Source organism: Stenotrophomonas acidaminiphila (genome assembly GCF_001431595.1).
Taxonomy (GTDB): Bacteria; Pseudomonadota; Gammaproteobacteria; order Xanthomonadales; family Xanthomonadaceae; genus Stenotrophomonas; species Stenotrophomonas acidaminiphila.
Genome location: NZ_LDJO01000014.1, coordinates 202,811 through 215,569 on the forward strand (window position 1 = coordinate 202,811; position 12,759 = coordinate 215,569).

A 12,759-nucleotide genomic window follows, 5' to 3' on the forward strand; every position below is an offset into this window, starting at 1 on the left:
GATATAGACCGCTTTCGCAGCAGCTCCACGTTCAGATGGCGCGCTGCGCGCCCGGGGAAATCGCAATGGTTGAAAACATGGCTGCGGGTGGGGAACTCGCAGGGTTGAAGGTGATGGTCATCGACGATTCGAAAACCATCCGCCGCACCGCCGAGACACTGCTCAAGCGCGAGGGCTGCGAGGTCGTGACCGCGACCGACGGTTTCGAGGCATTGGCCAAGATCGCCGACCAGCAGCCGCAGATCATCTTCGTCGACATCATGATGCCGCGGCTGGATGGCTATCAGACCTGCGCGCTGATCAAGGGCAACCAGCTGTTCAAGTCCACGCCGGTGATCATGCTGTCCTCCAAGGATGGCCTGTTCGACAAGGCGCGCGGGCGCATCGTCGGCTCCGAGCAGTACCTGACCAAGCCTTTCACCCGCGAAGAACTGCTGGGCGCCATCCGTACATACGTCAACGCCTGACCAGGGGGTAAGGCACATGGCTCGAATCCTGTTGATCGAGGACTCACCGACCGACCGGGCGGTGTTCACGCAATGGCTGGAGAAGGCCGGGCACGAAGTGCTCGCCACCGACAATGCCGAGGATGGCCTGCAGCTGGCACGCAGCCAGGCGCCGCAACTGGTGCTGATGGACGTGGTGCTGCCGGGCATGAGTGGGTTCCAGGCCACGCGCGCGCTGTCGCGCGACGAGGCCACCCGCGGCATCCCCGTCCTGATCGTCAGTACCAAGAGCATGGAGACCGACATGGCCTGGGGCATGCGCCAGGGTGCGTCGGATTACGTGGTCAAGCCGCCGCGCGAGGATGACCTGATCGCGCGGATCAACAAACTGGTGGGTTGATGCGATCTCCCTTCGACATCCTCGAAGCTTATGAGCGGCGCAGCCTGGCGCACGCGGTGCAGCTGCCGGAACGGCATTTCTCGACGGACGTCTGGCGCGGCGTGGGCTACCGCATCGGCAGCCGGCGCCTGGTGTCCGATTTCCGCGAGGTGGTCGAGATCGTGCCGATGCCGCCGGTGACCCCGGTGCCGGGGGCACAGCCGTGGCTGCTGGGCGTGGGCAACCTGCGCGGCAACCTGTTTCCGGTGGTGGACCTGAAGTACTTCCTGGAAGGGCAGCGTACCGTCCAGCAGGAAGGCCACCGGGTGCTGATCATGCGCCAGACCGGCGGCGACGTCGCCATCAGCATCGATGAGCTCTACGGACAGCGCAGTTTCGAGCTGTCCACCGAGGTCCCGGCAGGCGACATCGCCCAGGGCCGCTACGCCCATTTCGTCGAGCGTGCCTTCAATGACGGCGACCACGACTGGGGGGTGTTCTCGCTTTCCCTGCTGTCGCGCACGCCTGAATTCCGGCAGGCCGCCGCCTGAGTGCGGGCCCGCCTTTCCGTATTGGATACCGAGGTCGAAACATGAGTACTGCTCCGGACGCCGCCAAGACCAGCAAGCTTGGCAACGTAAGTACCAATTTCTGGCTGGGCCTGCTGGTACTGTCGATGATCGTGTTCGGTGCCAACACCGGCGTGGCGACCTGGCAGGGCAGTCGCCTGGCCGGCGCCGGCACCGGTGCGGCCGACCTGCAGGTGCTGTCGCAGCAGCTGGCCAACCAGGGCCGCGAGGCGGTGGCCGGCAACCGTGCGGCCTACGCCGCGTTCAAGGACACCCGCGCCCGGGTCGACCGCACCGTGGGTGAGCTGCAGGGCCGGTTCGGTCAGGAGGCCGGCGTGGCCACGCCGCTGCGGCAACTGGTCGAGACCTGGCAGCCGCTGTCCAAGAACGCCGAGCAGATCGTGGCCAGCGAGCCCGCGGTGCTGGCGCTGGCCGGCAATGCCGACAATTTCGTCGGCGCGGTGCCGCAGCTGCAGGCGCAGCTGAACGAAGTGGTGCGCGCGATGACCGCCGGCGGCGCCCAGTCCAGCCAGATCTACAACGGCCTGCAGCAGGTCGTGGTGGTGGGCTCGATGGCCCGCCGCGTCACCGAAATCCGCGCCGGCGGCCCCGGCGCCAGCGGTGCCGGCGACGCGCTGGCACGCGACATGACCGTGTTCACCCAGGTGCTCGAAGGCCTGCGCAACGGCAGCGAGGAACTGGGCATCACCGCGGTGCGCAACCCCAACGCGCAGGTCGCGCTGGAGCAGTCGGCCACCCAGTGGGCCAAGATGAAGAAGGACGCCGACGCGATCCTGGCCAGCTCGCGCAACCTGTTCGCCGCGCAGTCCTCGGCCGCGGCGCTGGCCAGCGGTTCGGACCGCATGCTGGACAACAGCCGCAAGCTGTTCGACGCGTTCTCCGCGTTCGGCTCCACCCGCGACACCCGCATCTTCCCCAACTTCTGGTGGAGCGTGGTGTTCGGCGCGCTGTCGGTGCTGTCGATCATCGGCTTCGTTTGGAGCACGGTGCGCAGCCGCTCGCGCGAACAGGAGCTGCGCTACCAGACCCAGGTGGAATTCAACAGCCGCAACCAGCAGGCGATCATGCGGCTGCTGGACGAAATCAGCTCGCTGGGTGAAGGCGACCTGACGGTGAAGGCCTCGGTGACCGAGGACATGACCGGCGCCATCGCCGACGCGATCAACTACGCCGTGGACGAACTGCGTCACCTGGTGACCACGATCAACGACATCTCCAGCAAGGTGGCGGTGTCGGCGCAGGAAACCCAGGCCACCGCCATGCAGCTGGCCGAGGCCGCCGGCCACCAGGCCGACGAGATCACCAGCGCCTCGGACCGCATCGGCGAAATCGCTTCGTCCATCGAACAGGTGTCGCGCAACTCCAGCGAGTCGGCCGAAGTGGCGCAGCGCTCGGTGGTCATCGCCACCGAGGGTGCCGGCGTGGTGCGCCAGACCATCCAGGGCATGGACCAGATCCGCGACCAGATCCAGGAAACCTCCAAGCGCATCAAGCGCCTGGGCGAGTCGTCGCAGGAGATCGGCTCCATCGTGGAACTGATCAACGACATTTCCGAACAGACCAACATCCTGGCGTTGAACGCGGCCGTGCAGGCGGCATCGGCCGGCGAGGCGGGCCGTGGTTTCGCGGTCGTGGCCGACGAAGTGCAGCGACTGGCGGAACGCACCTCCGGCGCGACCCGGCGTATCGAAGGCCTGGTGCAGGCCATTCAGGCCGATACCAACGAGGCGGTGACCTCGATGGAGCAGACCACCGCCGAGGTGGTGTCGGGCGCGCGCCTGGCCGAGGACGCCGGTACCGCGCTGACCGAGATCGAACGCGTGTCCAACGCGCTCAACACCCTGATCAAGAACATCTCCATTGCCGCCCACCAGCAGGCCGCCGCCGCCACCGACATCACCCAGACCATGGGCGTGATCCGGCAGATCACCGGCCAGACCTCGCAGGGTGCAGGGCAGACCGCCGATTCGCTTGGACAGCTGAACCAGCTGGCGGCGGACCTGCGTCGTTCGGTGGCCGACTTCAAGCTTCCGGCCTGAACCGGTTGAACGGGCGGGGATGGAAAGGAACCAGCAGATGAAGTGTCGTCATACCGCACAACAGGGCCGCCCGGACGGCAAGCGAACCATGCTGCACGGGAGGGCGCGATGAATACCCTGCGCGATGCGATGAGCCACGCGGCGCTGGGCTGGGTCAAGCCGGAGCTGGACGAGACCCTGCGCCAGGCGCGCAGCGAGATCGAATACTTCGTCGAGGATCCGGCCGACGCCAGCCGCATGCGCTTCTGCGCCGGCTACCTGCACCAGGTGCAGGGCACGCTGCGGATGGTCGAGCTGTATGCCCCGGCGATGGTGGCCGAGGAACTGGAGCTGCTGGCCGACGCCGTGCGCGATGGCGCCGTGCCGGACCGCGACGAGGCCTGCGCCACCCTGATGCGCGGCACCGTGCTGCTGCCCGATTACCTCGAACGCCTGCAGAACGGCCACCGCGACATTCCGATCGTGCTGCTGCCGCTGCTCAACGAGATCCGCGCCGCGCGCGCCGCCGAAGGCATCAACGAAGGCGTGCTGCTGGCGTTCGACCCGGAAGCGGGCAAGGCCAGCGAGGCCGAACTGGAGCATGCGCGCGGCAGCCTGCAGGGGCGCAACCGCGAGCTGCTGGATACGGTCGGCAATGCGGTCAAGGAAGAACTGCTGCGCATCAAGGACGCGCTGGACCTGCACGTGCGCATGGGCGGGGCCACCGCCGACCTGCAGACCCAGGTCAACGAGCTGGGCGCGGTATCCGACACGCTGGGCGTGATGGGGCTGGGCGTGGCCCGCGGCGTGGTCGCGCAGCAGCGCGACGCGCTGCGCGAGGTGGTCGATGGCAGCCGTCCCATCGACGACAACCTGCTGCTGGACATCGCCGGGGCGCTGCTCTACGTCGATGCCTCGCTGGACGACCAGGTCGCTTATCTCGGCGCCGCCCTGGAGGGCGACGAGGACCCTGCCGCGCTGGAGACCCGGCGCACGGTCGAGGTGCTGGCCCACGAGGCAATCGCCAACTTCGCCGCCGCGCGCGAGGCCTTCGTCGCCTTCATCGAGACCAACTGGGACCATGCACGCCTGCAGGACGTGCCGCGCCTGCTTGACGAGGTGTCCGGCGCGCTGCGCATGCTCGACCTGCGGGTACCGGCGGACTACATGAACGGCATCCGCCAGTACATCGGCGTGGAGCTGATCGGGCGCAAACGCATCCCCGGCGGGCGCCAGCTGGACACGCTGGCCGATGCCATGGCCAGCCTCGAGTACTACCTGGAAGCGCTGCGCGAGCGGCGTCCCGGTCGCGAGGAGATCCTCGACATCACCCGCAGCAGCCTGGAGGCGCTGCGCTACTGGCCGGTACCCGCTGCAGGCCGGCACGAGGACGCATCCCCGGCGTTCACCATGGACGCCGCCCGCGAAGCGCCGGAGCCGGCATCCCCGGTCGTCGCCGCCCCGGCACCGTTCGAAGCGCCGCAGGCGCCGGTCGAGGCGCCCGCGCCATCCGCGCCGTCGGCACCCACGCCGCTGGTGTTCGGCGACGCCATCCATGCGCCGCCGCCGTCGATTGCGCCGGCAGCGGCCGCCGAGCCGCCCGCATTGCCGTCGTGGAATACGGCCGACGGCTTCGGTGCCTTCGATCCTGTCGCTGCCGAAGGCGTGCCCGCCAACGCCGAGGCGGATTTCAACGTCGCCCCGCTGGACTTCTCTGCCGAGTCCGGCCTGGCGCTGGAGCCGTTCGCCGCCGGGTCCACCGGCGATGCGCGCGCGACCGATGCCGGTGCCCCGGCATTCCTCGGCATCGACGCAGGCGATGCCGTGCCGGAGGAATCCGTCGCACCGCTGTCCCTTGATGCAGCGGCGTTCGATTTCAGCGGCGACGAGCCGGCCGCCAAGACCGTGGCGGACCCGGCCGCAGCCGATGGCAGCAACGAAGCCGCCGCACCCGACCATGAGATCGCGGCGTTCCTGGCCGAGCTGGACAAGGCCGCTGCCTCGTTCGATCCGCTCGCCATCGAGACCAGCGTGCCCGCGGCCCCCGTCGTGGACGCGCCGGTGGCATCGGCCATGGAGGCCGGCGAAGGCGTGGACGGCGGGTTCGACAATGATGCCGAGCAGATCGACCAGGACATCCGCGATGTGTTCATCGAGGAGTTCGACGAGGAGCTGCAGAACCTTGGCCGGCTGCTGCCGGCATGGCGCGCCGCGCCCGAGAGCATGGAGCGCCTGCGCCCCGTGCGGCGCGTGTTCCATACGCTCAAGGGCAGCGGCCGGCTGGTCGGCGCGCGCATGCTGGGCGAGTTCAGCTGGAAGATCGAGAGCATGCTCAACCGCGTGCTCGATGGCAGCCGCCCGGCCAGCCCGGCGGTGGTCACGCTGGTGAGCCAGGCCTACGAGGTGCTGCCGCAGTTCAATGCCGCCCTGCGCGGCAACGGTCGCATCCATGCCGACGTGGCGGGCATGCAGGACATCGCCGATCGCATTGCGGCTGGCGAGGAAGCCTTCCACGTCGCCGGTGCGCCTGGCGCCGCGGCCACGCCTCCGCTTGCACCCGCAGCGCCCGCGCCCGCGGCCACCGGCGGTACGCCGGCTTCGGTGGACAGCGTGCTGCGCGAGATCCTGGAAGCCGAGGTCGGCCAGCACCTGGCCACCGTCGAAGCGTGGCTGTCGCAGTCGCAGCCGCAGCCGCAACCGGTGAGCGAACAGCTGCTGCGCGCCGTGCACACCATGAGCGGCGCCTTCGCCATGACCGAGGTGCCCGAGATCACCGCGGTGACCGCGCCGGTCGAGTCGTTCGTCAAGCGCTCGCTTGCCAATGCCGTGGTGCCCAGTGCCGATGGCGTCGCCGCGCTCGGCGAGGCCGCCACTGCGGTGGCCACCACCATCACCGCACTGCAGGCCCCGTCGCCGTTGATCCCGTCGTTCGCGCCGCTGGCCGCACGCCTGCGTGAGCTGGCCGACGCCCTGCCGGAGGCGCCATGGCCGCCGCAGGCGCACGAGGACTTCGACGCCCCCGCCGACGCCATGCCGGTTGCCTCCACGCCGGATGCAGCCGCGGAGCCGGAGCCGCTGCCGGTGGCCGAGGAACTGGCCAGCATCAGCGACCTTTCCGCTTATTTCGATCCGGCGCTGCTGGAGGCCTCGTTCGCGGATGTTCCCGCGCACGACGCCAATGCCCGCCAGGACGCGCCCGCCACTGCGGTCGACGAGACGGTTGCGCTGCAGGTCTTCGAGTGGCCGGAGGAAGATGCCGGCGCAGGCGAGGCGGAAGCCACGACTGCCGCCGCAACCGGGACCGACTCCGGGTTCTCCAGTGCGCTGCAGGACGAGGCGGCAACCGGACCGGTGCAGGACGACACGGTCGATGACGCCGGCATTTCGCTGCCGCTCGATGACGTGGAGCAGGAAATCCAGATAAGCGCCGACTTCGTGTCGGAGCCGGTGCTGGACGCCACTCCGATTGTTTTCGAGTCGATCGAGCCGAACGAGCCGAACGAGCCGATGCAGGCGACGCCGCCCGCGGGCGGGATCGACGCCGTTGCGACCGATGCGGAACTCGCCTCCGTGCAAGCGGCGACGGACGGCACCTTCGCAGTGCAGGACGAAGCGCACCACGACGACACCGTCGCCGGGTCTGATGCCGCTGCCGCGGCGCCGATCGAGATCGAACAGGAGATGGCCGCCATGCCGACGCCGTCGCTGGATGCCGTCGAGCCGGTGGAGCCGCCGACCGGGCAGGGCGAGGCTGCGGCCGACGCCGTGCCGGCGGAGACCGTCCTCGAGGCCGGAATCGAAACCGAAGCTGCGAGCGAAGCCGAGGCAGAAGCCGAACCCGGACCCGAACCAGAAGTCGAAGCGCAGGCAGGAGTGGAAGCGGAAGCCGAGGCCGAGGTACCGGTCGAGCTGGCGCCGCTGACGCCGCCGGTGCAGGAGGCCGAGTCGCCTGCGGTCGCCGCGGAAGCGGCGGCATTCGATGCCGGCCCGCTCGACTTCGACGACCTTGACCGCGAACTGGTCGATATCTTCGTCGAGGAAGGCAAGGACCTGCTCGACCATTGCGACCGTCTCATCAGCGAGCTGCGCTCGGCGCCGGAAGACCGCGAACTGCTGGCCGGGCTGCAGCGCGACCTGCATACGCTCAAGGGCGGTGCGCGGATGGCCGGCATCAACGCCATCGGCGACCTCGGCCACGGCATCGAGTCGCTGCTGGAAGCGGTGGCGGCCAGCCGTACCGAGATCGGCCGCGGCGATGTGCAGTTGCTCGAGCGCGGCTTCGACCGCCTGCACCAATTGCTGATCCGCACCGGCGCACACCGCGCGGTGCAGATGCCGGTCGATCTCATCGAGGCGTTCGAGGCGCGTACCGCCGGTGGCGAAGCGCTGGAAGCGGCCGCGCCGATGGACGCCGTGCCGCAGTCGCCGCAGGCCGTTGCAGCGACCCCCGTCGAGGTGCTCGAGGCTGCGGCTGAACCGGAATGGCAGGCGGCGAGCGCCGCAGCCGATCCGGCAGCGCCGTCGCCGGCCGATGCCGCAGGCGATGTGGCGCCGGACAGCGAAGCCGTTGCCGAAGTTGAAGTCGTCACCGAAGTCCAAATCGAAGTCGGCGCCGACGTCGACGCCGACGTCGTTGCAGCGCCGGAGACCGCGGGCGAATCCCGGCCGCTGCCTGCCGCGGCCATCGCCAGCGAACCGCTGTCGCCGCCCGTGGTCGAGGCCCAGGCCGTGGACGAGGAGGGGACGACCCGCACCCAGGAACAGGTGCGTGTGCGCGCCGACCTGCTCGACCGCCTGGTCAACCACGCCGGCGAGGTCGCGATCTACCGCTCGCGCCTGGAGCAGCAGTTGGGCGCGTTCCGCAGCGCCATGGGCGAGCTGGACCGCACCAACGCCCGCCTGCGCGACCAGCTGCGCCGCCTGGACCTGGAAACCGAGGCGCAGATCGTCGCCCGTTACCGTCGCGAGCAGGAGCAGGCCGACCAGGCGTTCGATCCGCTGGAGCTGGACCGCTTCTCGACCCTGCAGCAGCTCAGCCGCGCGCTGAACGAATCGGCGGCCGACCTGGGTGGCCTGCAGGGCGTGCTCGACGACCTGTCGCGCAACTACGACGCCCTGCTGCAGCAGCAGTCGCGCGTCAGCTCGGAACTGCAGGACGGCCTGATGCGCGCGCGCATGGTGCCGTTCGATGGCCTGGTGCCGCGCCTGCGTCGCGTGGTGCGGCAGGCCGCGCAGGACATCGGCAAGCAGGTGCACCTGAACCTGGAAGGCACCCACGGCGAACTCGACCGCAACGTGCTCGACCGCATGGTCGCGCCGCTGGAGCACATGCTGCGCAACTCCGTGGCCCATGGCCTGGAAACGCCGGAGCAGCGCCTGGCCGCCGGCAAGCCGGAAGAGGGCGCCATCACCCTGCGCCTGCGCCGCGAAGGTTCGGAAATCGTGCTGGAAGTGGCCGACGACGGCGCCGGCCTGGACCGCGAGGCGATCCGTCGCCGCGGCGAGCAGCGTGGCCTGATCCAGCCCGGCGAGCAGGTGGAAGACGCGCGCCTGGACAACCTCATCTTCGCCTCCGGTTTCAGCACCAGCGAGCAGGTCAGCCAGCTCGCCGGCCGCGGCGTGGGCATGGACGTGGTACGCAACGAGGTGCGCCAGCTCGGTGGCTCGGTGGACATCCACTCGGTACGCGGCGAAGGCGTCACCTTCACCCTGCGCCTGCCGCAGACCCTGGCCGTCACCCAGGCCGTGTTCGTGCGCATCGGCGAAACCACTTTCGCGGTGCCGGTGGCATCGGTCAGCGGTATCGGCCGCATCGCCCGCGAGCGTTTCGAGTCGGGCCAGGGCGGTTACCACTACAACGGCGAGGACTTCGCGCTGCACGATCTCGGTACGCTGGTCGGGCAGGCCGCGGCCAAGGCCGAAGGCCAGCCGCAGATCCCGCTGCTGCTGGTGCGCGCCGGCGACCTGCGCGCTGCCGTGGCGATCGACCAGGTGCTGGGCAACCGCGAAATCGTGGTCAAGCCGGTGGGCCTGCAGATCGCCTCGGTTCCGGGCATCTACGGTGCCACCATCACCGGCGAAGGCAATGTCGTGGTGATCCTGGACGTCGCGCCGCTGGTGCGTCGCCACCTGTCGCAGCCGCAGCAGCCGGTGGAAGTGGCCACGGTCGGCCAGCAGCGCCATGTGCCGCTGGTGATGGTGGTGGACGACTCGCTGACCATGCGCAAGGTCACCGGCCGCGTGCTGGAGCGCCACAACTTCGAAGTGGTGGCCGCGCGCGATGGCGTCGAGGCACTGGAACGACTCGAAGAGCGCGTGCCGGACCTGATGTTGCTGGACATCGAAATGCCGCGCATGGATGGCTACGAGCTGGCCACCGCGATGCGCGCAGACCCGCGTTACAAGGAAGTGCCGATCGTGATGATCACCTCGCGCAGTGGCGACAAGCACCGCCAGCGCGCATTCGAGATCGGCGTGCAGCGCTATCTCGGCAAGCCGTACCAGGAGCTGGATCTGATGCGTAATGTCTACGACCTGCTGGGGATCGCCCGTGTCCGCGAGTGACCGCTCCACCGCCAGGCCCGTGGCCCTGCTGGCGCGGCCCGGCGTGGCCCGCGACCGGCTGAGGGAAGCCGTGCTCGCCGCCGGCGGCGCACTGGTCCTGGAAGAGGACCCGGGCGCGCTGGACCCGGCCGTGTTGCAGGCGGTGGGGCCGGCGATGGTGCTGGTGGCGCTCGAACCCGCGCTCGAAGACGCGCTGGAGCGCCTTGCCCCGGCCCTGGAGGCGCCGCAGCTGGAGCTGATGTTCGAGGAAGCCGAACTGGCCGCGCGCCGCGAAGGCTGGGATGCGCAGCGTTGGACGCGCCACCTTGCCGCCAAGCTGCAGGGCCACGACCAGGTGTTGCCGCCCGGGCAGGAAGACGAAGCCTTGCCGCTGCCCGAGCCGGGCATGCCCGAGCGCCCGGCCGAGCGCCATGCCGACGCACCGCTGCAGTTCCATGTCGAGGAAGCGGCGCAGCACCTGGACGAAGTTCCGGTCGACACGCTCTATGCGCCGCCGCCGGCTGGCCACGAGCGTCCCGAGGTGCTGAGCTTCGAGGAACTGATGGCGATGGCGCCGGCCAGGGCCGAACCTGCAACCGGGCCGGCCGTGCCGCCCGAGCTGCCACCGCTGGAGGATGCCCCGGCGCCGGCCGCCGCTGGCAACCCCACCCTGCCCGGCAGTTTCCATGAATGGTCGCTGCTCGACGACGATGCCTATGTCGCGCCCGCTGCGGCCGTCCCGCCGGCCGTGGCCGTCGCCCCGGCGCAGATCGAAGCCGCGGACGCGATCGACACCGGCGCGCTGTCGCTGGTCGCGCTGGAAGCCGACGCCGGGGCCGCCGCGCAGGGCGCGGTGCTGCTGCTGGCCGGCATCGGCGGGCCGGACGCGGTGCGGCGCCTGCTGGGCGCGCTGCCGGACGATTTCCCGCTGCCGGTCCTGGTGCAGATGCGCCTGGACGGTGGTCGCTACGCCAACCTGGTCAAGCAGATGTCGCGCGTCGCCGTGTTGCCGGTCGGCCTGGCCGAAGCCGGGCAGGCGCTGGAAGCCAGCAATGTCTACGTGCTGCAGGACGGTGTCGGGGTGACCGCGCAGGCCGGTGGGCTGCGCTTCGCCGATGGAACGGCGCCGGTGCTGCAGGCGTTGGCGGCGGATCGCTCGGCGGTGGTGATGCTCAGTGGCGCCGACCCGTCGCTGGTGCCGGAGGCGCTGGCATTCGCCGAGCGCGGAGGCTGGGTGGCGGGACAGAGCGGCGATGGCTGCTACGACCCGGAAGCCGCCAGCCAGCTGGCCGTGGCCGGGCATCCGGCCGGGCCGCCGGAGTACCTCGCCGGCGAGCTGGTCCAGCGCAGCTACGGCTGAGCCGCACACGATCAAGGAACCGACCATGAGTTATGCAAGCAACGACGAAGTCCGCGGCGTCCTGATCCAGGCGGGCGCCGAGCGCGTGCTGCTGCCCAATGCCACCGTCGCCGAGATGATGTCGCGGGTGGCGGTGCAGCCCATCGAGGGCGCACCCGACTGGCTGGCCGGCTACATTGCCTGGCAGGGCTGGGAGGTGCCGCTGCTGTCCTATGCCCGTTTCAACGGCGGCGACGAGCCGGTCTCCGCCAGCAACAAGGTGGTGGTGCTCAAGGCGCTGGGCGGCAACCCGGAGATGCCGTACTTCGCGCTGCTGACCCAGTCCTTCCCGCAGCTGATCGCGGTGCCGCGCGATGGCCTGCTGGCCGACGCCTCCGAGGAAAGCCTGCCGCAGGGCGTGCACATGCGCGTGTTGCTGGGCGAACAGAGCGCGCTGCTGCCGGACCTGGACGCGATCGAAAGCGCGGTGGTCGCCGCACTGGCGGCGGCGGCCTGAGCCACGCCCGGCTGTCGGCCGGGTTCCACGACACATGTTCCGCAGAGCCGCCGGGGGATCGCCGCCGACGGCCACCGCCGTGCCCGTGGCGGTCGCTACAGGTCGCCCAGTCGTGCCTGCAGTGCCGCGATCGCGGCCAGGCCAGCGGTCTCGGTGCGCAGGATGCGCGGCCCCAGTTGCAACCCCTGGAAGCCGGCATCGGCCAGTTGCTGGCGGTCGCGCGGCGACCAGCCACCTTCCGGACCGATGGCGATCACCACGCCGCCGGCTGGTGCGGACGGCAGCGCGGACAGGCGGTGCTCGCCCAGGGGATCCAGGGTCAGGCGCAGGCTCTGCGCCGGCAACGCTGCCGCCGCCGCGGCCAGCGCCTGCGGGGGCGACAGCGCCGGAATGCGGGCGCGGCCGGACTGGCCGCAGGCCGCACCGACCACGCTGCGCCAGTGTGCGAGGCGCTTCTCGGCGCGTGCGGCATCGAGCTTCACTTCGGTGCGCTCGGCGTTCACCGGCACGATGGCGGTCACGCCCAGCTCGGTGGCCTTCTGCAGGATCAGGTCCATCTTCTCGCCGCGGGCGATGCCCTGCAGCAGGGTGATGGCCAGCGGCGATTCGTTGTCCAGTGCGCGTGCGGCGTCGATGCGTACCTGCACCTCGCGCTTGCCCACCGCCAGCAGCGTCGCCGTGTAGTCGCTGCCGTCGCCGTTGAACAGCACGCAGGCATCGCCCTCGCGCAGGCGCATCACCCGTACCAGGTGGTTGGCGGCCTCCTCGGGCAGCGCCAGGGTCTGTCCGGGCTGCAGCGGCAGTGCGACGGGGCAGCGGGTCAGGCGCATGCGCGGCTCCGGCAAGGCGGGTTCAACGGCGCGACGGCGGGGTCTGCTAGCATTTCGGGCTCATGGAAACGTATCTGCCAGTGCGCATTCTAGCGAT

Annotated in this window: 8 protein-coding genes; 7 read left to right on the forward strand and 1 reads right to left on the reverse strand. The window is 70.1% G+C overall.

The features are described from left to right. Positions 1–65: 65 nt before the first annotated feature. The 7 genes from pilG (at position 66) to ABB33_RS04405 (ending at position 11,832) form a co-directional block, all read left to right on the forward strand. A complete protein-coding gene (gene pilG / locus ABB33_RS04375; RefSeq protein WP_054667142.1) occupies positions 66–467 on the forward strand; it encodes a twitching motility response regulator PilG in 402 nt (133 codons plus the stop codon). 16 nt (positions 468–483) lie between these two features. After that, positions 484–846: a response regulator gene (locus tag ABB33_RS04380; RefSeq protein ID WP_054667141.1), complete on the forward strand. Its 363-nt coding sequence runs from the start codon at positions 484–486 to the stop codon at positions 844–846. Next, positions 846–1,376 (forward strand): chemotaxis protein CheW, encoded by a 531-nt coding sequence (locus ABB33_RS04385; protein WP_054667139.1) that lies wholly within the window; start codon positions 846–848, stop codon positions 1,374–1,376. Before ABB33_RS04380 ends, ABB33_RS04385 begins: the two co-directional genes overlap by 1 nt. 41 nt (positions 1,377–1,417) lie before the next feature. After that, positions 1,418–3,454 carry a methyl-accepting chemotaxis protein gene (locus ABB33_RS04390; protein ID WP_054667137.1) on the forward strand — a complete coding sequence of 679 codons (2,037 nt, stop codon included), beginning with the start codon at positions 1,418–1,420 and terminating at the stop codon, positions 3,452–3,454. 108 nt (positions 3,455–3,562) lie between these two features. After that, complete coding sequence (locus ABB33_RS04395; protein ID WP_056931287.1) at positions 3,563–9,997, forward strand: Hpt domain-containing protein; 6,435 nt, start codon at positions 3,563–3,565, stop codon at positions 9,995–9,997. Further along, the gene (locus ABB33_RS04400) at positions 9,984–11,336 is read left to right on the forward strand and encodes a chemotaxis protein CheB (RefSeq protein WP_056931288.1); all 1,353 of its coding nucleotides are present in this window, start codon (positions 9,984–9,986) and stop codon (positions 11,334–11,336) included. Before ABB33_RS04395 ends, ABB33_RS04400 begins: the two co-directional genes overlap by 14 nt. A 25-nt stretch (positions 11,337–11,361) precedes the next feature. Beyond that, positions 11,362–11,832, forward strand: a complete 471-nt coding sequence (locus tag ABB33_RS04405; RefSeq protein WP_054667132.1) for a chemotaxis protein CheW — start codon at positions 11,362–11,364, stop codon at positions 11,830–11,832. 95 nt (positions 11,833–11,927) lie between these two features. Here ABB33_RS04405 and ABB33_RS04410 read toward each other — a convergent pair whose 3' ends face one another. Next, the gene (locus ABB33_RS04410; protein ID WP_056931289.1) at positions 11,928–12,662 is read right to left on the reverse strand and encodes a 16S rRNA (uracil(1498)-N(3))-methyltransferase; all 735 of its coding nucleotides are present in this window, start codon (positions 12,660–12,662) and stop codon (positions 11,928–11,930) included. Between the last annotated feature and the right edge of the window lie 97 nt (positions 12,663–12,759).